Annotated in this window: 31 protein-coding genes; 30 read left to right on the top strand and 1 reads right to left on the bottom strand. The window is 70.3% G+C overall.

Annotated elements, in window-relative coordinates; translation table 11 throughout:
* Positions 1-44 precede the first annotated feature (44 nt).
* The 28 genes from IEZ31_RS31580 (at position 45) to IEZ31_RS31445 (ending at position 22278) form a co-directional block, all read left to right on the top strand.
* Positions 45-2663, top strand: a complete 2619-nt coding sequence (locus IEZ31_RS31580) for a phage protease (protein ID WP_190253682.1) — start codon at positions 45-47, stop codon at positions 2661-2663.
* A complete protein-coding gene (locus IEZ31_RS31575) occupies positions 2656-3018 on the top strand; it encodes a capsid cement protein (protein ID WP_190253681.1) in 363 nt (120 codons plus the stop codon). The genes IEZ31_RS31580 and IEZ31_RS31575 overlap by 8 nt, the downstream gene beginning before the upstream one ends.
* A gap of 13 nt (positions 3019-3031) precedes the next feature.
* Complete coding sequence (locus IEZ31_RS31570; protein ID WP_190253680.1) at positions 3032-3946, top strand: phage major capsid protein; 915 nt, start codon at positions 3032-3034, stop codon at positions 3944-3946.
* Positions 3943-4455, top strand: coding sequence for a hypothetical protein (locus IEZ31_RS31565; protein WP_190253679.1), 513 nt, complete (start codon positions 3943-3945; stop codon positions 4453-4455). Before IEZ31_RS31570 ends, IEZ31_RS31565 begins: the two co-directional genes overlap by 4 nt.
* A 64-nt stretch (positions 4456-4519) precedes the next feature.
* The gene (locus IEZ31_RS31560) at positions 4520-4669 is read left to right on the top strand and encodes a hypothetical protein (RefSeq protein ID WP_229836012.1); all 150 of its coding nucleotides are present in this window, start codon (positions 4520-4522) and stop codon (positions 4667-4669) included.
* 52 nt (positions 4670-4721) lie between these two features.
* The gene (locus IEZ31_RS31555) at positions 4722-5030 is read left to right on the top strand and encodes a hypothetical protein (protein WP_190253678.1); all 309 of its coding nucleotides are present in this window, start codon (positions 4722-4724) and stop codon (positions 5028-5030) included.
* A gap of 3 nt (positions 5031-5033) precedes the next feature.
* The gene (locus IEZ31_RS31550; RefSeq protein WP_444542472.1) at positions 5034-5429 is read left to right on the top strand and encodes a phage tail fiber protein; all 396 of its coding nucleotides are present in this window, start codon (positions 5034-5036) and stop codon (positions 5427-5429) included.
* A 12-nt stretch (positions 5430-5441) separates the two neighbouring features.
* On the top strand, positions 5442-6974 hold the full coding sequence (locus IEZ31_RS31545; RefSeq protein WP_190253676.1) for a hypothetical protein: 1533 nt from the start codon (positions 5442-5444) through the stop codon (positions 6972-6974).
* Positions 6971-7729, top strand: a complete 759-nt coding sequence (locus IEZ31_RS31540; protein ID WP_190253675.1) for a hypothetical protein — start codon at positions 6971-6973, stop codon at positions 7727-7729. The genes IEZ31_RS31545 and IEZ31_RS31540 overlap by 4 nt, the downstream gene beginning before the upstream one ends.
* Before the next feature lie 15 nt (positions 7730-7744).
* Positions 7745-8071, top strand: a complete 327-nt coding sequence (locus IEZ31_RS31535) for a hypothetical protein (protein ID WP_190253674.1) — start codon at positions 7745-7747, stop codon at positions 8069-8071.
* Entirely contained in the window at positions 8068-8241 is a 174-nt protein-coding gene (locus tag IEZ31_RS31530; protein WP_190253673.1) for a hypothetical protein, read from the top strand. The genes IEZ31_RS31535 and IEZ31_RS31530 overlap by 4 nt, the downstream gene beginning before the upstream one ends.
* A complete protein-coding gene (locus tag IEZ31_RS31525; protein WP_190253672.1) occupies positions 8241-8636 on the top strand; it encodes a hypothetical protein in 396 nt (131 codons plus the stop codon). Before IEZ31_RS31530 ends, IEZ31_RS31525 begins: the two co-directional genes overlap by 1 nt.
* A 17-nt stretch (positions 8637-8653) precedes the next feature.
* On the top strand, positions 8654-9070 hold the full coding sequence (locus tag IEZ31_RS31520) for a hypothetical protein (RefSeq protein WP_190253671.1): 417 nt from the start codon (positions 8654-8656) through the stop codon (positions 9068-9070).
* Between the two features lie 10 nt (positions 9071-9080).
* Positions 9081-9464, top strand: a complete 384-nt coding sequence (locus tag IEZ31_RS31515) for a hypothetical protein (RefSeq protein WP_190253670.1) — start codon at positions 9081-9083, stop codon at positions 9462-9464.
* Positions 9465-9467: 3 nt separating this feature from the next.
* Entirely contained in the window at positions 9468-10055 is a 588-nt protein-coding gene (locus IEZ31_RS31510; RefSeq protein WP_190253669.1) for a hypothetical protein, read from the top strand.
* 1 nt (position 10056) lies between these two features.
* Positions 10057-10653 (top strand): hypothetical protein, encoded by a 597-nt coding sequence (locus tag IEZ31_RS31505; RefSeq protein ID WP_190253668.1) that lies wholly within the window; start codon positions 10057-10059, stop codon positions 10651-10653.
* Between the two features lie 32 nt (positions 10654-10685).
* On the top strand, positions 10686-10859 hold the full coding sequence (locus tag IEZ31_RS31500) for a hypothetical protein (protein ID WP_190253667.1): 174 nt from the start codon (positions 10686-10688) through the stop codon (positions 10857-10859).
* A gap of 19 nt (positions 10860-10878) precedes the next feature.
* Entirely contained in the window at positions 10879-13959 is a 3081-nt protein-coding gene (locus tag IEZ31_RS31495; RefSeq protein WP_190253666.1) for a hypothetical protein, read from the top strand.
* A gap of 237 nt (positions 13960-14196) precedes the next feature.
* Positions 14197-14949 carry a DUF4352 domain-containing protein gene (locus IEZ31_RS31490; protein ID WP_190253665.1) on the top strand — a complete coding sequence of 251 codons (753 nt, stop codon included), beginning with the start codon at positions 14197-14199 and terminating at the stop codon, positions 14947-14949.
* Positions 14946-15281: a hypothetical protein gene (locus IEZ31_RS31485; RefSeq protein WP_190253664.1), complete on the top strand. Its 336-nt coding sequence runs from the start codon at positions 14946-14948 to the stop codon at positions 15279-15281. Before IEZ31_RS31490 ends, IEZ31_RS31485 begins: the two co-directional genes overlap by 4 nt.
* Positions 15282-15338: 57 nt before the next feature.
* On the top strand, positions 15339-16229 hold the full coding sequence (locus IEZ31_RS31480) for a hypothetical protein (RefSeq protein WP_190253663.1): 891 nt from the start codon (positions 15339-15341) through the stop codon (positions 16227-16229).
* Between the two features lie 2 nt (positions 16230-16231).
* Positions 16232-19186: a hypothetical protein gene (locus IEZ31_RS31475; protein ID WP_190253662.1), complete on the top strand. Its 2955-nt coding sequence runs from the start codon at positions 16232-16234 to the stop codon at positions 19184-19186.
* Positions 19183-19725: a hypothetical protein gene (locus tag IEZ31_RS31470; RefSeq protein WP_190253661.1), complete on the top strand. Its 543-nt coding sequence runs from the start codon at positions 19183-19185 to the stop codon at positions 19723-19725. Before IEZ31_RS31475 ends, IEZ31_RS31470 begins: the two co-directional genes overlap by 4 nt.
* A 25-nt stretch (positions 19726-19750) precedes the next feature.
* Positions 19751-19981 carry a hypothetical protein gene (locus IEZ31_RS31465; protein WP_190253660.1) on the top strand — a complete coding sequence of 77 codons (231 nt, stop codon included), beginning with the start codon at positions 19751-19753 and terminating at the stop codon, positions 19979-19981.
* Between the two features lies 1 nt (position 19982).
* Positions 19983-20876 carry a hypothetical protein gene (locus tag IEZ31_RS31460; protein WP_190253659.1) on the top strand — a complete coding sequence of 298 codons (894 nt, stop codon included), beginning with the start codon at positions 19983-19985 and terminating at the stop codon, positions 20874-20876.
* Between the two features lie 5 nt (positions 20877-20881).
* Positions 20882-21349, top strand: a complete 468-nt coding sequence (locus tag IEZ31_RS31455) for a hypothetical protein (RefSeq protein WP_190253658.1) — start codon at positions 20882-20884, stop codon at positions 21347-21349.
* Positions 21350-21353: 4 nt separating this feature from the next.
* Positions 21354-21710, top strand: coding sequence for a hypothetical protein (locus IEZ31_RS31450; protein ID WP_190253657.1), 357 nt, complete (start codon positions 21354-21356; stop codon positions 21708-21710).
* The gene (locus IEZ31_RS31445) at positions 21688-22278 is read left to right on the top strand and encodes a hypothetical protein (protein ID WP_190253656.1); all 591 of its coding nucleotides are present in this window, start codon (positions 21688-21690) and stop codon (positions 22276-22278) included. Before IEZ31_RS31450 ends, IEZ31_RS31445 begins: the two co-directional genes overlap by 23 nt.
* On the opposite strand, the gene IEZ31_RS31440 is transcribed toward IEZ31_RS31445, so the two are convergent.
* On the bottom strand, positions 22249-22506 hold the full coding sequence (locus tag IEZ31_RS31440) for a hypothetical protein (protein WP_190253655.1): 258 nt from the start codon (positions 22504-22506) through the stop codon (positions 22249-22251). The two genes, IEZ31_RS31445 and IEZ31_RS31440, sit on opposite strands and share 30 nt — an antisense overlap.
* 178 nt (positions 22507-22684) lie before the next feature.
* Between IEZ31_RS31440 and IEZ31_RS31435 the strand changes: the two genes are divergently transcribed.
* Positions 22685-23053: a hypothetical protein gene (locus IEZ31_RS31435; RefSeq protein WP_190253654.1), complete on the top strand. Its 369-nt coding sequence runs from the start codon at positions 22685-22687 to the stop codon at positions 23051-23053.
* Positions 23050-23208, top strand: coding sequence for a hypothetical protein (locus tag IEZ31_RS31430; RefSeq protein ID WP_190253653.1), 159 nt, complete (start codon positions 23050-23052; stop codon positions 23206-23208). Before IEZ31_RS31435 ends, IEZ31_RS31430 begins: the two co-directional genes overlap by 4 nt.
* The last annotated feature ends 82 nt before the right edge of the window (positions 23209-23290 follow it).

Genomic DNA, 23290 nt, shown 5'->3' with positions numbered 1-23290 from the left:
TCCCGGCGCTCGGCCGGCCCGTCCCAACCCTGGGGGTGCTGGCCGTGACCGACGTCGCCGTGCCCCCACCGCCGCCGCTCGTCCGGATCCCCCGCGTCGAACTGATCCACACCGGGACGTGGCCAATCTCCACCGGGGTGTGGACCGCCACCCGCGAGGACCTGCAGGCGGCGGTCGCCGCCCTGGACTGCCCGGCCGTCCACCGGCCCGGCATCAAGATCGGCCACACGGACGGCCGGTTCACCGACCCGGCCGCCGACGGTGAACCACTCCTCGGCTACATCGACAACCTCACCGGCGACGACGACTGGCACACCCTCTACGGCGACTACGCCGGCGTCCCCGCCTGGCTCGGCGCCGTCGACGACCACGGCCAGTCCGTCATCTCGTCCGCCTACCCGCACCGGTCGATCGAGGGCATCCACGACTTCGTCTGCCAGATCGGCCACACCCACCCGTTCGTCCTCACCGCGGTCGCGCTCCTCGGCGTCACCCATCCCGGCGTCGGCACCCTCCAGTCGCTACCGGACCTGATGGCCCTGTACGGCGTGGCCGCAACGGCCGGCCGGACCGGCACCCGCATCACCGCCCGGGTCACCGACGTCGCCGCGCACCTGCCCGGCCAGCACGACCAACGCGACCACGCCGGGAAACACGGACCCCACTTCGATGTCCTCGACGCCGCCGACGCGGTCACCGCGGACAAGGTCAGCCTGTCCGGCGGGAAACTCGAAATCGTCACCGGCGCCGACGGCGTCCGACTCGGCTACGACACCGGCGGTGACCCCAACCGGTCCGGTGCCCTCGACGACAAGGCCACCTCCGAGCTGGCGAACCTCATCGACCAGCACGCCAGCCGCGACCCCAATCCCGAGCTGGGTCCGAAGACCTGGTCGGTCGCGACCTACCCGCCCAGCGAGGACGGCCACACCTACGCCACCGGGTACGCCCAGTTGTCGACGCCAGACGGCGGTGCCACGTTCGAGCTCGAACTCCTCGACAACGAGACGCGACTCAAGTTCACCGGCGCGGAAGCGATCGACTCCAAACTTGCCGACGCCCTGTTCCGGGCCTCGGTCGCCCGACGTTTCCAGGGCGAATACGGCCGCCTCGACATGTACCTCACCGAGGACCGGTTCGCGTTCCGCATGTACGACGAGGACGGGAACCTCACCAGCGTCCAGTTCGACGGCAAGTCCTGGGCCGGGATCAGCCACGCCATCAGCACCGTCATGGACGGCTACGACGCCGACGACCCGAACGTCGGTGACGACGACCCGGACATCACTGTCCAGCACGTCGAAACGAACGCCGGCCGGGTCCGTGTCGAACGGACCGGTGACCCGGGCGGCTTCGACCGGATCACCGTCACCCCGGCCGAGGGCGAGAACGGTACCTGGGCCATCTACTTCTCCGGCGCCGACAGCAACTCCGGCGACGAGAGCCGCGACTCGATCGGTCACCTCGGCTGGCTGGAGCCGCTCGCGGAGCAGCTGGGCTTCTACGACCCCACCGATCAGGCGAAGGTCACCGCCCGCCGCCGTGGCGTTCGCGCCCCGTTCCAAATCCCCGTGACACCGCAGGCCGCTGCAGGGCCCGGCGAGAGGAGCACCATGCCCAATCCGAGCCCGGCGAAGGTCGCCGCGGGCGTCACCACCGAGGATGTGCGCCGCGCCTACTACGACGACGCCCCCTGGTCGTACTGGATCACCGAGTTCCATCTGGAGCCGCTGCAGCTGATCGTCTGCGACGACCAGACCGGCAAGCACTACCGGGTCCCGGTGACCGTGTCGGGTGAGGACACGTTCACGTTCGGCGACCCGGTCGAGGTCCTCGTCCGGTACGTCGACGCCGGCGGCGAGCAGACGGTGGCCGCGTCCCGGCTCGTGTACGCGTCCCGCGCCGAGTCCAGGCCGGGGAAGCCGCCCCGCGCCGCAGGACCCGCCGCCGATACGGCCACCGACCCGGCGGGTCAGCCCGTCGAGGTCCAGCCGACCGAACCTGCCGGCGAAACGGTCATCACCGAACCGCAGCCAGCGCCACCCGCGGAGCCTGCCGAGGCGCCACCCACTGATGTCCCGGCCGCCGAGCCGGACGCCCCAACCAACCAGGAGGACAACATGTCCCTGAGTGCGATCCGCGCTCGGCTCGGCCTGGCTGACGACGCTGACGAGGCGGCCGTGCTCGCGGCGCTCGACGCGAAGCTGCCAACCGAGCCGGGTGGCGGTGCCACCGAACCCGACACCCCGGCCGTCCAGCCGGAGCCCGTCGCGGCGAAGCCGGCCACGCCGGTCCTGCCCGACGGTGTCGTCACCATCGACGCCGCGACCCTCGCCGAGCTGCGCCGCGGCGCCCAGCTCGGCATCCAGGCCGCCGAGCGGCAGCGGATCGCCGAGCGTGACGCGACGATCGCCGCCGCTCGCGAAGACGGCCGGATCTCGCCTGCTCGGGTCGAGCACTGGACCAAGGCGTGGGAGGCCGACCCGGACGGCACCCGCGACACGCTCGCCGGTCTGGAGCCGGGGCTGATCGTGCCGACCGTTCTGGCCGGGTCGACCGGCAACGGCGAGGAGCAGGCCGACCTGCTGGGCGTCTCGGACGGCGAGGCCGCCGACTGGGCGGCGCAGCTCGGCATCGACGCGAAGGAGCTGACCCGTGGGTGACTACCGGCCCAAGTTCAAGCCCGGTGAGGCGATCACCCGGTCGGCGACCGGAACGATCACCGGCGGGCAGTTGGTGACGGTCGCCGGTGCTGTCGCCGTCGCCGACTCCACGACCTGGCTGGGTGTGGCGTCGAAGGACGTCACGTCCGGCAACCAGTTCGGGGTGTACCGGGGCGGGGTCCAGTACCTGACCGCCGCCGGTGCGATCTCCGCTGGGGCGCCGGTGAAGTGCGCCGCGGCCGGCAAGGTGACCACGTTCGTCGACGGTACCGACGCGATGCTCCGGTTCGTCGGCATCGCACTGGACGCTGCGGCCGCGGACGGCGACATCATCGCCGTGGGCATGGCGCGGTAGAGGGGACTGAGGAATGCCTACCGTTGCACCGCCGAACCCGACGGTTGTCGGCGACAACATCACCGTCAGCAGGATCGTCAACAGCCCGGTGCTGATTCAGCGGATGCTGCGCACGCTGGTGCAGCAGCGCCTCGTCGGCGACAAGATCCTGTCGGGGACGGTGGATCTGACCGGCACCGGCGCCGTGAACTACGAGGTGTCCGAGGCCATCATGGCCGCGTCGCTCGCTGAGCGGGTCGACGACCTGATGGAGTACCCGGAGTCCCTCGACGGCACCGCCGTGTCGGCGATGGCGTCCACCGAGAAGTGGGCGCTGGCTACGAGCATCAGCGACAAGCTGGTGGCCCGGAACCGGATCGACATCGTCAACCGCAAGCTGATCAAGCTGGCGAACCGGATCGCGTTCGGCTTCGACGCGCTGACGATCTCCGCGGTCGCGTCGGCCGTGACGCAGACGCAGGCGGCGGCCGCGGCGTGGTCGAACACGAGCACCGCAGACCCGTTCGCCGACATTACGCTCGGCGCGTCCGTTGTCGACGCCCTCAACCAGGGCTACGAGATCGACACGGTGCTGGCGACGCCGAACCGGTGGGCGCGGCTCATCGCCGCGGCGAAGGTCATCGAGCGGGCGCCGCGTGAGGGCGGCGACACGCTGCTGCTGACCGGCCGGCTGGCGCAGATCGCCGGCCTGAACGTGTGGAAGACGACGAACATGCCGCCCGGCGTGGACGTGATGCTGCTCGACTCGCGGCAGCTCGGTTCGATCGGCTGGGAGGACCAGGGCGGCGGCTACCTCGGCGACCCGCGGGGTGTGCAGACGAAGCGGATCCGGCTGGAGGAGAACGACGGCTGGAAGATCCAGGGCCGTCGGATCGGTGTGCCGATCGTTCAGGAGCCGGGCGCCGCGATCAAGATCACCGGCACGTGAGCGGAGACGAGGCGATGGCGAAGAAGATGCTGCGCGGCAAGGCGCCACTCACCATGTACCGCGGCGCCCACGGCGAGCCCGGCGGGCACCTGTACCGGAACTCGGTCATCGACCCGCGACTCGTCGACGACGTCGACCGGGACCGGCTCGTCCGCGAGGGCTTCGTCGAGTACGTCGTCCTGGACGGCGAGACGTGGAGGCTCGCCGCCGACACGGACGACGCCGAGGCCGGCGACCCGGTCACCGTAGGCGACGTCGGCCTCGTCGGCCCGGGCGAACACGACCCGGGCAACACCAACGTCGAGGCCGACACGTCCGGCGCCGACCCCGAGCTGGAGCAGAAGCGGGCCGCGGCCCGGGCGAAGCTCGCCGAGCTCGGCGGCACCCCGGACGGGCGGGCGCCGAACGACGTCCTCGTCGAGTTCCTGGTCGTGAAGGGCTACGACCGGGCCGAGGTGGAGAAGGCGGACCGCAAGGAACTGCAGAAGCTGGTCGCTGACCAGAAGTAGGACCACAACGGGGCCGTCCCGGCCCAACCGTCGGGGCGGCCTCCACACACCCACTGGAGGCGTGATGCCGCAGGCGCTGCTTGCCCTGCTCGGGGTCCTGCTGCTCATCCTCGCCGCGTGCGGTGTGACCGCCCGGCACGTCTCGCTGGCCCTACTCGGTGCCGCCGCGCTCGCGTTGGCGTTCTTCTGGCCAGCCCTCGCCGCCGCTTTCTGACCGACCCGATCCGTCCCCGGCGCGCGGCGCCACAAGCCATGGAGGTGCCGCGATGGCGGACAACCCTGTGCGGCCCTGCTTCGGCTGCCAGCAGTTCGACGACCACCCCCGCCACGAGATCATCGGCCTGGACGGGTCCGACCTGGTCGGCGGGCCCATGCACAAGGACTGCTGCGCCGAGCTCCGGGGCTGCCAGGTCTGCGCCTACGAACGGCAGGGCCTCGACCCGTCGGTGATCGGCGAGGCGTTCCGCGAGCACCTGCTCGCACTCCCACCGGCCCAGGTCGTGCACGTCCCGAACGACAACCCCGGCGACCCGCTGAACCTGACGACCGCCGTCGTCACCCCGCTGGAGGGCTGAGCTGTGGGTGCTCTTGACCAGGCCGAAGCGAACCGGCTCCTCAACGCCTCCCTCGGGCTGGCAACCTACAGCCCACCGGCAACTCCGATCATGAACCGCTGCATGTCGGCGAACGGATCCGCGTCGTCGAACGGCACCCAGGTCACCGGCGGCTCGTACGCCCCGCAGTCGCTGACCGCCGCCCTACCGGCGTCCGGCACCAACGGCGCGATCGCCACCACCGGGGTCGTATCCCACACCGGCATGCCCGCCGGCACCGTCAACGGCGTCGAGGAGTGGGACTCGGCCGGCTCGCCGCGCCGCCAATGGTGGGGTGCGCTGACCACGCCGAAGACGCTCGGTGCCGGTGACACGCTGAGCTTCGCCGCCGGGGCGATCACCGCGAACATCAACGCGTAATCGGGGCGAGCCGTGACCGCCACGGTCGACGCGTCCCCGAACACGAACGCCGCCCTCAAGTCGACGAACAACGACGGCGGCGGTCTCGGGTTCTCGTTCACCACCCCGACCGGCATGTCCGGCAAGCGGGTCCTGTGCGGCGTCGGCGTCTCCAGCAACGCGAACGTCATCACCGCGCCCGGCTCCGGCACATGGGCGCAGGTCACCCTTCCCGACAACGTCATCACGACGTCCGGCGGGCAGCTGCGCATCTGGGAAGGGTCCGGCCTCGCCGACTCCACCACGTACACGTTCTCCTTCACCGGCGGCCGGCAGACGTGCGCCGCGGTCGTCATCGGCGGATTCGACGCGACCGGCGGCTCCATGGTCGACGTCGCGTCGTCGCTGGAGTCGGCGGCCGGGTCGACACACGCACCGCCAAGCGTGACCCCGAACGCCGCCGCCGAGCTTGTCGTCGACTTCCTGATGTTCCGGCAGTTCGCGCCGGACAACGACAGCACCTGCGTGCCGCCCGTGTCCGGCCTCACCTGGACCGAGGACTTCGACGGGCGCGGCGCCGACGGCAACAACAACATCCAGATGTGCATCGCGCACGCGACCGCCGGCTCGTCCGGGGTCGCGGTGTCGACAGCGCCGTGGTCGACGAACGACCCGAACGAGCCGACCCTCGTCGCCCGGATTCTGATCAAGTCGGCGGCGGGCGGATCTACGGAGCAGGGTGCTGCCGCCCTGTCCGCTGCGCCGGCCCTCACGGCCGGTGCGGTCCGGGACCAGCCGGGCACGACGACGCTCGCCGCGGCGCCGACCCTCACCGTAGCCGCCACCGGCATCAGGGTAGGCGCCGCAGCCCTCTCCGCCGCGCCCACGCTGGCAGCGGCCGCGACCCGCGACCAGCCGGCCGCGGTGGCGCTCGCCGCAACTCCCGCGCTGACGGCTGACGCAACCCGGAACCAGCCGGCCGCAGCGGCGCTGACCGTGGCGCCGGCGCTGGCCGTCGCCGCCAACGCCACGACCGGCGGCGCCGCCGACCTGGCCGCGTCACCGACCATGGCCGCCACCGGCGATGCGACGGCCCCCGCAGCCGCCACGCTGACCGCCGCACCGACGCTGGTCGCCGCAGCGCAGGGCGGCAACGACGCAGTGGCCGCGCTGGCCGCCGCGCCGCTGCTGACTGCCGCTGCGACACCGCAACGGCAGGCCGTCGCCGTCCTTGCCGCCGCGCCGGTCCTGGCCGCGTCCGGGCATGTGGAGACCGCGGCCGCCGCGGCACTCACGGCCTCACCGACGCTCACCGCCGCCGGCGACAGCGCCGGCGCAGCAGCCGCCGCACTGACCGCCACACCCGTCCTCGCCGCATCCGCGGCCGCCGCCCGGGCCGCTGGCACATCGCTCACCGCCCACCCGACGCTTGTCGCGGCGGCCTCGAGCGGCGCCGTGAACACCGTCCCCGCCCGGTACGTGCGGATGCGGGCCAGCCGCCCCTACACGCGCCCGGGCGCCACCCGCCCGTACACCCGAACCGGCACAGGACGGGAGACGCTGTGACGATCCCGGACCTGACCGTCGGTGACTGGGAGACCGCCCACATTGACGTCGCCCCATACGATGGCAGCACCGCGGCCACGCTGACGCTGCACTCGCCCGCCGATACGGACCCGGCCGGGACGCTAATCCCGCTCGACGGCGGGGTTGAACTCATAAACGAAGACGGCCAGGCAGTCAAGCGGTTCACGCAGGTCAGCGCTGTGCAGTACCCGGTCAGTGGCTGGTGGGTGCGGTCGTGGGACATCACCGGCGTCGGCGCCAGCCAGCCCGACGAGCGGTTCTTCGTCAGCCCAAACCCGGTGGCGGGCGGGCCGACGTGGACCCCGACCCGCGAACGCGTCGCCGACTTCGTGCCGCACCGCACCATCCCCGAGGCATTCGAGTCGCAAGGCGAACCACTGCTCACCTTCACCGCCAACACCACCCCCCGCGGCGCCACCGTCGACCGGCTCATCACCGGCGCTGTCGGCTGGGTCCTCACCACCACCGGCGACCTCCACACCTCCCTCGGCGACGCCGCCCAAGAGGCCGCAGCTCTCCGCGCGGCAGGGTTCGTCGAGCTCGCCGGCATGCCGACCGTCGACCGGGACCTGGCCGATGCACTGTTCACGCAGGCCGACGCCGCCCTGAAAGCACTCGCGGCCCGCAACGAAAGCCTGACCGGCGTCGACCCAGACGACCCTGACGCCGTGTTCGAGATCGTGCCGCTGTACAGCTTCCCCCCAGCGTCGAGCTGGGGCGACAGCCTCCTCTGAAAGGACGGTGCCGCCATGGCGCTACGCTCGAACCTGCCCACAGCGACCGCGGCCGGCACGGTCCTCACCCCGTACACGCCCGGCGCCAGCGACACGTTCAACGTCAACGACCTGCCTGCAACCGTCGAGTTCACGAACTCATCGGGCAACTCGGTCAACGTCGCGGTCGTCGACGGCGGTCGCACCCGTGTCGGATCCGCCGCGGTGGCACCTACCCCGACCGCTGTTGCGGACGGCACGCGGGCGGTGTTCCGGCTCCTGCCGGAGTACGCCGCCCCGGACGGGCTCGTCACGATGACCTTCTCTGCGCAGCCAGCCGGCTCCTGCGTCGCCTTCCGATGACCATGATGCTCACCCTCAAATGCGGCAAGGTACGCCGCACAAGGCCGAATCGCTGGTTCTCGAAGATGCCGGTGTGGGTGTGGCCGCTCCACGGCGCGTTCGGTGTTTCGCTGCGGGTCGGCGACACGATCCGCTACCTGTTCGTTGCCCAACGGCGCCGCTCGGTCTGATGACCGACGACCTGCACATCAACCAGGCGGAGATGCGGGCGCTCCTCGACGACCCGAGCGGGCCCGTCGTCGGCGACCTTCGCAAGTCGGCGAAACGCGTCGAGCGGGGCGCGAAGCGGCGGGCACCCCAATGGGCTCGCGATGGGGTGAACGCGAAGGAACCCGGCCGGGACGGCGAAGGCTGGTACGCCGACGTCGCGACCGAGGCCGAGTCGAAGGATGGGGCACCGATCGGGCTGTTCGCGGAGGTCGGCACGAAGCCGCACGTCATCGAGTCCCACGGCGACTACCCGCTCCGCAACGCGAAGACCGGGCAGGTGTTCGGGAAGAAGGTTAACCACCCCGGCACCGAAGCCCAGCCGCACCTGCGCCCCGCACTCCACGAAGACCTGTGACAGACGGGCGGTGACCGGTGACGTCACCCGCCTACGCCGATGCAACCGCCGCCGTCTGCGCCTGGATCAACGCCCAGCAGTACCTCGTCGGCCGCGGCCGGCCGCTCGCCGCCGGTGCGCACCGTGACCCGCAGAAGTCCCCGTCATCCGGGGCGGTCGCGTGGGTCACCACCACGTCCACGGCCGGGGACCTGTCCCAAGGTGCGTTCTCGTACCCGCTGCTCACCATCGCCGTCTACGGCATGACCGACGCCAATGCCGCCCGCGGTGCCGCCGCTGTTGCGAACGCGCTCGCCGCCCTCGAAGGCGACGCCCAGCCGGTCGGCGACACCGTCCTGCTCGCCGTCGACTCGATCACCGGCCCCTCCCGCCTGCCCGACGGCGGCGAACACCGCTACCTCATCGACGCCGTCATCGCCATCACGCCAGCCTGAGGAGGCCACGGTGCCCTGGTATGCCAACCAGAAGATCCGGCAGGGCACCGCCCTTGCCTACGACGTCGGCCATCCCGTGCCGGCAACCAACGTCGAACTGCACGGCTACGACCGGGACGGGCTCGTCACCTGGGTTGAGCCGGGCGAGCACTTCAACGCCGAGCCCGAGCCGGCGCCGGTCAACGGACTGTTCCCGAACGCACCCCAGCCGAGTCCTGCCGTGCCCGACGGTGTGGACGGCGAGCCGACCACGCCCGCCGGCAGTGAACCGGCGGCTGGCGTGGTGCCCACCGATGGCACCGAGAACGCGACAGCCCGGAGGGCCCGCACCCAGACCAAGCCGACTGAGCCCGCCGCGGGCGACGGCACCAACGCCACCAGCACGGAGGGCTGACCCATGGCACCCACCCTCGTCAAGCCGGCCACCTCGATCGGACCCGGGTGGATCCTCCGGGCGCCGCTCGCTTCACTCGAACCCACCAACACCGTTGTCGGGTCGAAGTTCACCGACGCGTGGGACGCCGCCTGGGTCGTCGTCGGCGCCACCGACGCCGGGCACGTCTTCAACTTCCAGACGAACGTCGAGCCGGTTCCCGCTGCCGAGTTCTTCGACCCGCTGTCGTACGAGACCGAGTCCCGCGAGGGCACGTTCGACTTCGCGCTGCTGCACATCGCCGCCCGCTCGTTCGTGACCGCGTTCAACGGCGGTGTCACCGCGACGTCCGGCGCCGGCACCACGCTGCGCACCGACTACGAGCCGCCAGACCCTGGCAACGAGGTGCGGTGCATGCTCGGCTGGGAGTCGCAGGACTCCACCCAGCGGATGGTCCTCCGCCAGTGCTTCCAGGGCGGCCAGGCGTCCCTCACCCACAACAAGGGTGCCGCGAACCGGACCGCGATCCCGCTGTCGTTCCGGCTCGAGCTTCCCGACACCGGGCAGCGGCTGTGGAAGCGGTCGTTCGCCGGCACCGCGAGGGGGCTGTGACGTGGCGAACCTCGGATCGTTCAGCGTCGTCAAGAGGACGATCGCCCAGGCAGGCGAGGACCCGGCCGCAGAGCCGAAGTACGACAGCTTCACGTTCGAAGGCGAAGAGATCCGCGTCATCAACGGCATCCCGTCGGGGCTGCCGCTGATGGAGTTCGCCGACGCCATGGCCGCTGCGGACGACGACAGCCTCAACATGGAAGCGCTCGGCGCGATGTACGCCATGCTGCAGTCCTGCATCCTGCCGGCCGATTGGGGCAGGTTCCGCAAGGCTGCGAACCGGGCCGGCGCCGGGTTCGACGACCTGCTGCCGATCACCCAGCAGGTGTGGGCGGCGGTGGTCGGCCGTTTTTCCCAAGGGCCCTCCGACTCGCAGGATGGGCCGTCGACCACTTCGACCTCCTCGAAGGCGTCCTCGCCCGAACCCACGGGCCAGCACTCGCCGTTCAAGGTCGACCTGCCGGGCCAGCAACCCTCCGCGCCCGACCTGCGGCTCCTCACCCCCGCGAACGAGTGGACGCCGCCGCCGGGTCGACCGGATCTGGCGGTGCCGCTGGTGTCGGTGGAGGACTACGCCCGCGGCAGGGCTACCGCCTGACGGGCTGGCTGGTCGAGTGGCCGGCGTCGACATTGCTGAACGTCATCTACGCGCTGCTCACCGAACACGGCAGCGCCGAACAGGTCGAAGAGATCAACAACACGCTCGATGCGCCGATGGCCGGCGCTGACGGTTTCAACCCCGAGCGGGAGCGCGAGCTCCTGGCCGCTGTCGACGCCACGTTCTCGGCATCGCTGAACGATTGACACCGCGCGGGGGTGCGACATGGCGCCCCTCGCGACGCGGTACGTGCGGATCAGGGTCGACAGCAAGGGTTTCGAGTCTGAGTTCCGGAAGGCCGTCACCGGCCCGTCCATGTCGAAGATCGGCGCCGCTGCCGGTACTGACTGGGCGAAGGGGTTCCTGAAGTCTGCCCAGGCACACCTGCAGAAGACGACGCTGACCGTCAAGGTCAAGCCGGACTGGTCGGGGTTCAACAACGTTCCGGGGGCGCCGCGGGTCCGTGTGCCTGGCGACGACGACCAGGGTGCACCGCGAGCACCGCGTGAGCAACGGGCCCCGATCAACGTCGACCCGCTACTGGCCGCGTTTCAGGCCGAGGTCCGCCGCCAGGTCGCCGCCCTGTCGCGGCAGGTGACGGTCAAGGTGCCGGTCACCGCCGACACTGAGCAGCTCCGCACCGACCTCGGCAAGCAACTGCGGGACCTGCAGGACAAGGCGAAGGTCAAGGTCGACGCTGACGCGCCGGACCGGGCCGAGTTCGAGGCCGGGCTGCGGGCGATGCTCACCGACGTCCAGTCGCGGGTCAAAGCCCACGTCGACGTGGAGAAACCGCCACCGGTCAAGGTCGAGCTCGACCCGCTGATCGCGCAGTTCCAGGCGCAGATGCGCCGCGAACTGTCGGCGCTCACGAAGCAGGCCGTGGAAATCCCGGTCACCCCGGAGACGGCGGGCCTGCGCCGCAGTGTGGCGCTGCGGATCGCGGAGATCGAACGCACCTTGAAGATCAAGGTGCCGATCGACGCCGCAGACACCGACCGGTTCCAGGCGACGCTCCGCAACCAGCTGAAGGACCTCCGCAACACGGTCAACGGCGCGCTCGGCGGCAACGGCGGTGGCGGCGGCGGCCTCTTCTCCCAGATCTTCGCCGGGCTCGGCAACGCCGTCGGCACGCTCGGTCTCCAGTCGCTCTCGTCGGGGTTCGACGCGCTGTCGTCGTCGGCGTCGAAGGCTGCAACCACCACGGCGTCGGTCGGGTCGAGCGCATCGAATGCTGCCGGCCCGATCGTGTCGACGACCGTCGGTGTGGCCGGGCTGGTGGCGGTCCTGTCGGCGCTGCCCGCGATCGCCCTGGCCGGCGCCGGGGCGGTCACCGCGCTGGCCGGCGCCCTGGCGTCGATTCCGGCCATCGGGGTCGGCGTCGGCGCGATCGTCGGCACCCTCGGCATCGGCTTCATGGGCCTGGGCGACGCCTTCAAGCAGACCGCAGCCGGTGGTGGCGGTGCCGCGAAGTCGATGTCGGCGGTCCGCAACGCGATTCGGTCCGTCACGCAGGCCGAGCGCGAGCTGGAGAAGGCGACCAAGGCGGTCGACAAGGCCCGGGTCGACGAGATCGAGCGAATCGATGATCTGAACCGGGCACTGCGCGGCGCGGTCATCGACGAGGCCGACGCCGTCGCCGCGGTCGCCGAAGCGCAGGTCGCGTTGGCGGAGGCGAAGGCGTCCGGGGATCCGAACGCGATCGGCGCCGCTGAGCGTGCCCTGAACCGGGCCAACCAGGCGCTGGACGAGTCCCGCGACAAGGTCGACGACCTCAAGAAGGACAAGGCGAAGGCCGACAAGGACGGCGTCGAGGGCTCAGACCAGGTCCAGGCGGCCCTGGAGCGGCAGCGGGACGCGGTTGAGCGGCTGCAGGCGGCGAACGAGGCCCTCGCCGAGGCGCAGAAGTCTGCCGGTGGTGGCGGCGCGGCGAAGGAGCTGATGAAGCTCGCGCCGGCGGCGCAGGAGGTTGTCGACAAGCTCAAGTCGCTGAAGCCGGTCTTCGAGGACCTACGCCTCAGCGTGCAGCAGAAGCTGTTCCGTGGTGTCGCCGCCGAACTGCAACGGCTCAGCGACACGTGGATGCCGCGGCTGAAGGTCGTCCTCGGCGACTACGCCATGTCGATCAACAGCCTGTTCCTGGGGCTCGGCGCCAGCGTCCGGAAGTCGAGCTTCGTCGCGGACATCACCGCCGCATCCGATGACCTGCGCCGAAACATGGTCAAGATCGGCGATGCGATCACGGGACCGTTCGTTGACGCATTCGGCCGGCTGGCCCGGGCGGCGACCCCGTTCGTCGACATGCTCGGCGACAAGATCGCCGGACTGTTCACGCACTTCTCCGACTGGATCAAGTCGGCGGACGAGTCCGGGAAGCTGACGAAGTTCTTCCAGGACGCCGCCTACTACTTCGACCAGCTGTGGCAGATCGGCGGCAACCTGCTCGGGATCGTCGGCGACCTGCTCGGGATCCTCCTCGACACGCCGAGCCAGGGCGGGGCGAAGGACTACCTGGCTGCCGTCAACGAAAACCTGATCAACCTCCGTGAGTGGCTGAAGGACCCCGAGAACCAGAAAAAGATCAAGGAGTGGATCGACCGCTTCGGTGAACTGGTCAAGAATGGCAGCGAACTCGGCGTCTGGATCGTCGAGAAAGCCCTGCCGGCCCTCTCCGACCTCATCACCAAAATCGACGAGGTCAGCGACACCGCCGAACGGTGGAAGAACCGGTTCAAGGAAGCCAAGGACACCGTCGTCAGCGTGTTCAGCACCCTGCCGATCGGGCTGGGTGGGCCGCTGGGCCAGGTCAGCGGCCAGCTTGACGGGATGGTCGGCTGGTTCAACAACCTGCGGAACCGGCTCAACTTCACCGGCATGTTCGACGGCGTCTACAACGCCGCACGCACCGCACTCAACAACGCGATCAACCTGTTCAACAGCCTCCGGCTCGGGATCTCCTTCAGCCTGTCCGGTAGCGGCGCCTCGTTCTCCGGCTACGGGAAGAAGCTCGCCGCTGGCGGTGTCGCCCGCGCCACCCCAGGCGGAATCGCCGCAACGATCGCCGAAGGCGGCAAGGACGAGGCTGTCGCGCCGGTCGACGTACTCCAGGACTACATCCGCACCGCCGTCCAGGAGGCCAACGCGGCCAGTGCGGCTGGCCCGGCCGGCGACTTCATCTTCCCGATCTACCTGTTCCCCGGCTCGCAGGAGCTGGATCGGGTCGTCGTTTCGGCTGCCGAACGCAACAGGACGGCCATCGCGAAGGTGGTGAACGGCGGCAACAAGCGCCTCGGGTACGCCGGCTGACCACCGATCGGCGTGGCCAGCCGCCGCTCTGGGCGAACCTGTCTGAGTGGATCCCCGGTTATGGTCTGGTGAACCGCAGGCCTGTACTGGTTCCCTGCTAGGCCGTAGCCCGTCAGCTAGTGCGTTCGCAGCGAGCCCCGGCCGTCGCTTGACGGGCTCCGGCCGCAAGGGAACGCGCGAACCCCGGGCCGTGCCCAACACAGCGGGGCACGGCCCGGCCCCATTCTGGAGCCGTCCGTGACCTACCCCGACCCCCGCCAGCAGCCGCCGACCGGCCCGATCCGCCCGCAGCCGCCCGGCTTCCACCCGCCGACCAGCGGCTTCCCCGCACCGCCGCCGTTCCCGCCCCCGCCGCCCGGCCCGCCGAAGAAAAAGGGCCTGTCGGCAGGCGCGATTGTCGGAATCGTCCTCGGCTCCGTCGTTGCCCTGTGCTGCGTCGTCGGCGTCATCTTCGCGGCCGTCTCCGACCCGCCGAAGAAGAACACCGCCGACGAGCAGCCCGCCCCGGCCGCCTCGAATGCCGCCGGCAGCGGCGCACCTGCCAGCGGAGCTCCCGCCAGCGCGGCGACGACCCCAGCGAAGCCCGCGAAGACGTCCGACGTGGCCGCCGCCGGCACCGCGGTCCGAGACGGGAAGTTCGAGTTCAAGGTGGTGAAGGGCCCCGAGTGCGGGAAGAAGCAGATCGGGAACGAGAAAGCCCAAGGGCACTACTGCACGATCACCCTCAACATCAAGAACATCGGCAACGACGCCCGCACCTTCGACGACTCGAACGTGATCGCCTATTCGGCGGACGGCGCCCGATTCGAAACTGACGGCGTGGCTGGCATGTACGCCAACCCCGACGGCGAAACGTTCCTGGAGAAGATCAACCCCGGGAATCAGGTCACCGCCATCATCGTGTTCGATGTGGCGACAACCGTGAAGCTGACGACGCTCGAGGTCCACGACTCGATGTTCTCCCGGGGCGCGAAGGTCGCCCTGGCATGACGGTCCAGGACCATCAGCCGGTTAGCAGGTACCAATATGCATATCTCTTCGTTGTAACCGGCCTCGTCGACAGCGCGTCGAAGGCTGGCCCTCCCCAGATCGACGGGCCCCTCATCGCCGTCATCACGACGAGCAGTGAAACAACCGTCGAGGTCACCGAGTCACGGTTGGCGGCCCTCGACAAGGCCGGCTCCGCAGGCTGGTTCGCTGGCGAGGAGACGTACACCGCAAGAGGCTACGCAGGAACGTTCCTCCACAATCAGGTGAAACAGATACCCAGCGTCGTCGCCGCCGGTGAGTCCTTCCGCTACTTCATGCGCCGCGCCGTCTGACCTGCCCGCCTAGCGCCGCACGCAACCGCGCGCCTCACACCATGTGGGAGGCGCGCGGTGACGTTCTGGCTCGGCAAACCCGGCGCCCTGGTCGCGCTCCCCCACCCCGGGCGGGGCATCTCCGCCGACCTGACAATCGCATCCCAGGTCACCGAGACGATCGGCGGTGGCCGCGCGGTCGACCGTGCCCCGACCGGCCGCCGCGCCTACGAGCTCGACTGGACCTCGCTCACACCCGAGCAGCACAGCCTCATCGAGGAGTTCTTCGTTGGCGCCCGGGGCACGGGCCCGTTCGTGCTGCTGGACCCGTGGCGGCGTAACCAGCTGACCGCCCAGCAGTCCAGCGCGACGAGCGTCTCCAACGACACGACCGGGTTCGCAACCATCGGCGCCGGCGCCACCACCGCCTCCTCGACGGCCCTGTTCGAACGCGGGCCGCGCGCCCTCGCCTGGTCCCTGCCCGCCTCCCCCAGCGGCGTCCGCCTCAACGTGCTCGCCCCCAACGCGCTGTGGCCCGGCATCCCCGTCGTCGCCGGCCTCAACTACCGCTGGCAGACCCGGCAACGACTGCAGGGGTTGGACACGTCGGCGCAGATCCAGCCCCGCATCGACTGGATGAACGCGGCCGGCAGTGTCATCTTCACCGACGCTGCGGGCACCATCCCCACGATCGTCGACACCGCGTTCGGGGACTGTGTCCTCGCCGCGAACGCCCCCGCCGGCGCCGTCTACGCACTGCCGCATGTGGCGCCGATCGCCGCGACGGTCACCGCGACCACCACCGTCCACATCGACAGGCTCATGTTCTCGATGTCCGTTGGTTCGTCGGCGGGCACGACGTGGGTCCTCGGCACCGGCGTGCCGATGGTTTCCGTCGTCCAGTCACCGACTGCCTACCGGAAACCGTCCCGGCGGCGGGTCGGCCTGACATTGGTGGAGGTCGGCTGAGGATGCGTGCCGTCACCCCCACCCTCGCCGCCGCGATCGAAGCGCCCGAACGTGCCGTCGCCCTCGACGCCCGCATCGACTGGGACGGCGACGGCTACAACACCGTCGACTTCTCCGACCCGTTCAACCGCGTCACTAGCCCGGGCCTCGGCACCAACCCGGCCGGGATCGTCTACTCCCACACCGGCGCCGGCGGAACCGTCGCCCTCAGCGACTTCGCCTGCACCGGGTCCGTGGCGACGATCTCGGTGCCGGTCGCGTCCGCCTACCGCGCGCCCTACATCCCCAAATCCCAGCTCGACGTCGCCGACACCGACGTCTACCTCGAATGGCAGTCACCGGCCGCCACCGGCGCCGACCTGGAACCGCCGACACCGGTTCTGCGGGTCCAGGACAACTCCAACTACGACATGTGCCGGGTCCTCATCACCCCCGCCGGCCAGGTCAAGGTCGCGATCATCCGCCTGCTGGCGAACAACGAGCTCGTCCTGTACGCGCCACGGATCATCCCCGGGTTGACGTTCGTGGCCGGGGTGTCGTGGACGACCCACGCCCAGATCGACGTCCGCGGCCGCATCCGCATGAACGTGTTCCGCACGAGCGTCGGCGAGCCGGCCGGCTGGCAGGCCACGGTGTGGGACCCGACCTGGCAGTCGGGTGGGTTCGCGATCCGGGCCGGCCGCGCTGCCGGGAACACGAACGCCTCCCCGACGGTGTTCACGGTGTTCGGCTACACGATCGCCACGTCGCCGAAGGACGACCTGTCGTCGAAGCTGGCCAGGCTGTCGATCGACCGGGACATGCGCGGCATGCTCCCCGACGAGGTGCTGGTCGTCGAAGGCGGCACAGCGGCGACCGGCGACGGGGACCTGGCCGCCGGTGACACCGGCGACGAAAAGCTGGACACGGTCCGCTACTTCTCACGCACGAACCCCGCCTCGCCGATCTACGGCAAGCCACGCGACAGCAGGGACGCGAAGGTCGCCGTCCAGTTCCTGACCTCCGCCGGCTTCGAGCAGGTGCCGCGCTTGACCGGCGGGGTGCTGCGTGGCCTGCCTGTCGACGTCGCCTCCCGGTCGGCGCAGCTGGATCTGATCGACGGACGGGACCGGTTCCGGGTCCCGATCACGCTGCCTGCGGTCATCGCCGACGGACCGTTCAACACGACCGACATGCCGACCAAACCCGGCCTTGAGGCGTCATGGGTCGTCTCGTACGTCCTCGCCCAATGCGGTTACCCGCTCAGCCCCCGGCCGCGCGCCGAGTGCCGCTTGTTCGCGCCGATGCACGGCAGCCTCACACCGTTCCTGCAAACCCCGTTCTCGGGGGCGCCGCAGGCGAAGTGGGAGCCGGACCCGGACGGTGTCGACCCCAGGCGGGTCAAGTTCACCGCCGACGCCCCGTTCTTCCTCGCCGTCGACCCGGCCGGCGGCTATGTGCAGACGAAACTGCCGGTCAACGCCGGCCCGGCGGAGTTGTGGGCGTCGAACGGCCGGGCGCAGAACATGCGCATCGAGATGTGGGTGAAGCGGACCGGGTCGGAGGCGGTCGTCGACATCGCGATCGCCGAGGTCTACAACGACGCCCTGCCCACCCAGTCCCGCGTGAAGTTCTTCGCCCGCCGGGACGGGTTCCTCGCAGTGCAGGTCCTCAACGGCGGCAGCTCCTACTTCCAGTTCTCCTCCGGCACGTACAGCGCGGGCGCCTGGCATCTGGTCGGCGTCCACGTCGACGACGCGACGAGCACGATCGAGTTCCGCATCGACGGGACGTCGTCCGTGCACACGGTCACGCCGACCACCGCCGGGACCCTCTCCACCGCCGCCGTCTACTGCGACCTGAAGACGTACACGCCAGCCTCGGAGCTGCACGTGTCGGTGTGCGACCGCACATCAACGGCGTGGCTGCCGCTGCTGCACGACTCGGGCGCCCGCGTCGACCGGCTCCAGAACCGGGAGCTGTCCGGCATCTACCCAGACAAGCCCGTCGAGGCGTGGGATCTGCTGCAGCAGGTCACCGCCGCCGAACTCGGCACCTGCCGGATCGACTACGACGGCAGGCCCACGATCTGGTCCGCGGCCCGCCGCAACAGCCCGGACTCCCTGAACGTGCAGCGGACGGTCACCGCGGCGCAGCACCTGTCGGACCTCGGCTACGACGACACCCGCGACATGATCCGAAACCTGGTGCGGGTGCCGTGGATCAAATACGCGACGTCCGGCACCACCCCGATCTGGTCGTTGACCGAGGTCGTGTCGATCCTGCCGGGCGAAACCATCACCTACAACGTCAAGTGGGAGAAGCCGCTCGCCGCGTCGAACGTGCTGCTGGCCGGGAAGGCCGCCGACGCGGCGGTCACGGCGAACATGACGATCGTCTACGGGTTCACGTCGATCGGCACCAACGGGATCAACGCCAACGTGGCCCTCACCTCCCCGACCACAGCCACGGTCTCGTTGACGAACGTCATCGGCAAAACCCTGTGGATTGTCGACGGCAACGGCGTCCCCGACCTGGTCCTGACCGGCATCCCGATCACGAAGGTCGACACCGACCCGGTGCAGGTCCAGGACGACGCCGCCATCTTGCGCCGCGGTGGGCCCGGTGTCGGTGAGGCGCCGCTCGACGTCGACGACAGCCTGTGGCGCCAGTCGGAGGCGTTCGCTCGTGGCCTCGCCTACCAGCTCCTCGCGACGCTGAGGGACGAGCAGATCGTGTTCACGGACATCACGATCCCCGGCGATCCGCGCCTGGAACCGCTGGACCGCATCCGCGTGCAGGACCCCACCGGCCTCGTCCTCGACATGCCGCTGCTCGTCGAGTCCGTCCACGACGAGTTCGCCCCCGGCTCCTACCAGATGAGCCTCGTCGGCCGGCCCGCCCGCGACCAGCACCTGTGGGGCGGTCCCGGCGTCGGCACCCCCATCGGAACCACGATCATCGGGGGGACGCCGTGACGTACCAGCAGGTCACGCTCATCAACGGGTTCCCGTACGACGTAACCGTCATCAACGACATGTCCGCCGAACTCGCATCCCGATCGCGGGCCGGTTTGGGCATCATCAAACGCCACAACCGGACCACCGCCTCGTCGACGACCACCACCGAGGTCGGTGTGGTCCGCATCGACAACGTGCCCGTCTCCGTCGGGCGGCTGTACCGCATCTGGACCAGTGCCGTGATCTTCAACAGCACCGTGGCGAACGACCTGATCGACGCGAGGATCCGCGTCAACCTGGCCGGCACAGCAACCACCTCGTCGACACAGTTGGGCGGGCTCGTCGAGAACGCCCACAGCGCCGGATCGTCCCAGAAAACGAAGGCCTTCACCGTGCCCTGGGTTCCCGGCTCATCCGGGAACGCGTCGGTGCTGCTGTCCGTCGCCCGCAGCCTCGGCACCGGCAACGTGAACTTGATCGGCCAGGCCGGCTACCCCATCGACCTGGTGATCGAGGACTGCGGTCTCGACCCAGGCGCATCCGGCGTCAACATCTGACCCCCGCAACCCCCGAAGGAGCATCATGGCGATCCCGCACGAGCCGATGTCGTGGAACGGTGACCGGCCCCGCCGCTGGTATGCGTCGATCATCGGCGCCGGCCAGAACGTCGTCGTCCGCCACTCCGCGATCCTCCAGCCTGGCGAGGACCTGACCGAGTACCCGCCGACGCTCGAACTGACGTGGGACGAGTGGGTCGACACCCACAGCAACTACGGGCTGAACCTCGACGGCACCCCGGTCGAGGAGGCCTGACATGGCGTGGCGGCCGGCCCGATCCCTGCCGCTGCTGCACCAGCAGCTGCAGCGCGGCTCCCGCGCTGCCCCGCCAGCGACGAAGGTCGTCGAATGGGGGTTGAAAGGCGACGCCGCACACGACCCGACGTCCGACCACTCGCCGCACGACTTCCCCGGCTGGGGCAACGACATCGTGACGGCGGCCGACTTCCCCAACCGCCCCGACCTGGGACTCGACGCCCACCAGGTGCTCGACGACCTGCGCCGCGCACGCGACCCGCGCGTGAAGTACGCGATCAGCAACGGCGAGATCTTCAGCAACCACCCGGTCATCGTGAACGGGAAGCGTTACGCCGCGTGGTTCTGGCGTCCATACAGCGGCAAGGACCGACACTTCACCCACGGCCACCTGTCGGTGGTCGGCGACGCCCGCGCAGACGACACCCGGCCATGGCCGACGATCGGCGCCAGCCCGGCCCCAACCCTCATCATCCCGGAGGACACCATGGCGATCATCGCGAAGCACCCGACCAACGGTCAGCTGTACCTCTGCACTGGCGGGTTCTCCCACCCAATCAGCGCGGCCAACCTCGCGGACATCAAGTACGTCGCGTCGCAGGGCGCCTACACCCTCGCACAGGGCAAGGACGGCGCCGAATGGGAAGGCGGTGGACTCATCCGCAAGGGCTGGTCGCCGGCCGTGTTCGGGCCCGTGTGGCAGCCGGCGGCCCCGGTGCAGCTGACCGCGGACCAGCTCGCGGCGCTCACCGCGGCTGTCGGCGGGCAGGTGGCTGCCCAAGTCACCGATGTCCTCGCCGAACTCCGCGGCGCGGTCGACGCGACCCGGGAGGCCGCGGTCGCAAACCTGTCGCCAGCGGAGCGGGCCGGTCTCGACGGCAACCCGAACAACTGAGCGCGGTGGCCGGCCAGCAGCCGCCAGCGCTGTGGCGCCGCACCGGCTACTACGCGTGGCGGGCCCTCACACTGGCGTTGATCGTCCTCGTGGCCGGCTGGGATGCCGTGTCGCTGACATTCTTCCCGGACACTGGGTTCACGAGTTCGGCGTACACGCTGCTGCGCTCGGTGAACCCGTGGGGCATGTTCGGCTACGGCCCGCCCCTGCTCGGCCTCACAGTCCTCGCCGTCTACGCGTACGGCCGGCACCGCGGCGGCCGCGGCCGCTCCTACATCCTGCTGCGGGTCACGCTGGGCGCGATCGCGGTCTGGTACGCCGCCTGGACCGCGGGGATCGTCGGGTCCTGGATCCTCGTCGGGCAGATCTCGTCGCTCGGGATCGGGAAGCTGCTGTTCATCGCCGTCGTCTGTGTCGTCCTCGCGAGGCTCACCCCGACCTCGATGCCGCCCACATCGTCTGGGAAGGGGTGAGCTGGTGTGGCCGGTCGCCCGCCTGATCGCCGAAGCGGCCGCGCCGGCGTGGCAGCAGTACATTCTGCCGGCGCTGCTTGCCCTGGTTGGTGTGGTCGCCGCCGCCTGGATTGCGCTGCGGGGCACGTTCAGGACCGCGTCGGTTAATCATGAGACCGAGTTCGACAAGCTCGTCCACGCCCGCATCCAAACCCTGGAGAAGCAGGTCGCGGAGAAGGACGCCCGGATCGAGGTGTTGACCGCCGACCGGGACCGGTACCGGGAGCTGCATGCCCAGTTGCGCCTCGACGTGCTCGCGGCCGGCTTGAACCCGGACCGGCTTGGGAAGGGCGGCGGGGATGCGGTACGCAACACCACGTGACGACGAGACGGGCCGGCTGCACCCGCTCGCGACCGACCAGCCTGGCCTGATCCTGCACGAGCCGATCAAGAAGTGGCGCAGGGTCGCGATCGTCTACGCGCTGTTGCCGCTGTTGTGTGCCGGGGTGGGCGCCTTCATCGCAACGCAGGTGGCCTACCACCGGGCGGAGCAGCACACCGACGAGCGGCTGGCCACGCTGGAGGATGACCTGGCCGAGCGGCGCAGGGTACGGGCGGAGCAGGACGCCGAGCGGGACGCGCAGTCGCAGCGGCTGCTGGTTCTCGCCTGCGTGCTGCTGGATCATGCGCAGCCTCGGGACGGCCAGATCGAGGCGTGGCGCACGGAGCTCGGCTGCAGCGGCGGGCCGTATACGGTGCCGTCGTTGGCGCCTGGTCCGCGGCTGCCGGCGCCGTCGGCGTCCCGGTCGCAGGTCATGCCGCCGCCGGCGGTGCGCTCGTCGGCGGCTGGGCCGCTGCCGTCGCCGGCCCCGCGGCCGCCGTCCCCGGCGCCGTCGTCGGGCCCGCTGCTGTGTGTGGATCTACCGCTGCTGCCCGAGCTGTGCCTGTGACCGGCAGGCGTCGGGGTGCCCGTCGGCGATGGTGACGTCGCCGCAGGTTCGGCAGGTCCAGGTGATGTGCCGCTGGTAGCGGCCGGTGCCGGGGTCGCAGAGTTCGGTGCCGAGCATGACCTTGTACGGGCCGAGCGGGTGCCCGTTGTGGCAGTGCTCGGGTGCGACGACGGCGACGCGCGGGCCGTCCCCGACTGGCCGGAGTTCACCGGGCCGGTAGCCGCTCATGACCAGCAGTTTCGCACACCTGTTCGCATCCGGGTCAAGCTTCGCCACGGTCAGGGAAGCCTGAATCACCCGCCGCCTCATTCAAGATCCCGGCCCGAAACCTGAACCAGCACCACCCGAAAGACGGCACATGGCACATCGCGCAACCCCCAACCCATTCCTGAACAGGAGCACGCCCATGTGGCGCAAGTACGGCAAGACCATCGCCGCCGCCCTCGTCCTGATCGTCACCGCGGTCCAGGCTGCTCTCTCCGACGGGCACGTCACACAGGTCGAGGGCGTCCAGATCGCGATCGCCGCCACGAACGCCGGCCTCATCTACCTGGTGCCGAACACCACCCGCTACCCGTGGGTCAAGCTGGCCCTGTCCGCGCTGCTCGCGGTCCTGCAGCTCCTCACCACGCTGATCATCGACGGGGTGTCGTCCGCCGACGTGTCCGCACTGCTCCTCGCCGCGATGCTGGTGGCGTCGGGTGCGGCGCCGTCGCAGTCGGGGCCGTCCGGGGCGAGCGGCGACACGCGGCGAGACGCCCTGGCGGAGCTGTGAAGACGCTCGTCGCCTGCCCGGAACCGCCCCGCCGCCCGAACGGGCACGCCTGGACCGACGGCGGCTCCGGCGGCAACACGTCCGTGCTGCTTGCGGCTGGCACCACCGGCAACACGCATGCGGTGACGTGGCTGCGGCTGGACGTCACCCGGTAACCTGGCACAGCGCCCCCGGCCACGGCTCGGGGCGACCAACGTCAGAGCGGCGCTCTCCTTCGGGAGGGCGCCGCTCTTTTCG

This window comes from Dactylosporangium sucinum (assembly GCF_014647515.1).
Lineage (GTDB): Bacteria > Actinomycetota > Actinomycetes > Mycobacteriales > Micromonosporaceae > Dactylosporangium > Dactylosporangium sucinum.
The sequence above is the reverse complement of the archived record's forward strand: the minus strand, read 5'-3'. Positions and strand labels throughout refer to the sequence as shown.

Coding starts and splice junctions, on each gene's coding strand:
- IEZ31_RS31445 (WP_190253656.1), top strand. CDS start 21,688: ATGCGGTACGCAACACCACGTGACGACGAGACGGGCCGGCTGCACCCG.
- IEZ31_RS31555 (WP_190253678.1), top strand. CDS start 4,722: ATGGCGGACAACCCTGTGCGGCCCTGCTTCGGCTGCCAGCAGTTCGAC.
- IEZ31_RS31485 (WP_190253664.1), top strand. CDS start 14,946: ATGACGGTCCAGGACCATCAGCCGGTTAGCAGGTACCAATATGCATAT.
- IEZ31_RS31560 (WP_229836012.1), top strand. CDS start 4,520: ATGCCGCAGGCGCTGCTTGCCCTGCTCGGGGTCCTGCTGCTCATCCTC.
- IEZ31_RS31440 (WP_190253655.1), bottom strand. CDS start 22,506: ATGAGCGGCTACCGGCCCGGTGAACTCCGGCCAGTCGGGGACGGCCCG.
- IEZ31_RS31525 (WP_190253672.1), top strand. CDS start 8,241: ATGACCGACGACCTGCACATCAACCAGGCGGAGATGCGGGCGCTCCTC.
- IEZ31_RS31535 (WP_190253674.1), top strand. CDS start 7,745: ATGGCGCTACGCTCGAACCTGCCCACAGCGACCGCGGCCGGCACGGTC.
- IEZ31_RS31495 (WP_190253666.1), top strand. CDS start 10,879: ATGGCGCCCCTCGCGACGCGGTACGTGCGGATCAGGGTCGACAGCAAG.
- IEZ31_RS31435 (WP_190253654.1), top strand. CDS start 22,685: ATGTGGCGCAAGTACGGCAAGACCATCGCCGCCGCCCTCGTCCTGATC.
- IEZ31_RS31460 (WP_190253659.1), top strand. CDS start 19,983: ATGGCGTGGCGGCCGGCCCGATCCCTGCCGCTGCTGCACCAGCAGCTG.
- IEZ31_RS31530 (WP_190253673.1), top strand. CDS start 8,068: ATGACCATGATGCTCACCCTCAAATGCGGCAAGGTACGCCGCACAAGG.
- IEZ31_RS31570 (WP_190253680.1), top strand. CDS start 3,032: ATGCCTACCGTTGCACCGCCGAACCCGACGGTTGTCGGCGACAACATC.
- IEZ31_RS31465 (WP_190253660.1), top strand. CDS start 19,751: ATGGCGATCCCGCACGAGCCGATGTCGTGGAACGGTGACCGGCCCCGC.
- IEZ31_RS31475 (WP_190253662.1), top strand. CDS start 16,232: ATGCGTGCCGTCACCCCCACCCTCGCCGCCGCGATCGAAGCGCCCGAA.
- IEZ31_RS31510 (WP_190253669.1), top strand. CDS start 9,468: ATGGCACCCACCCTCGTCAAGCCGGCCACCTCGATCGGACCCGGGTGG.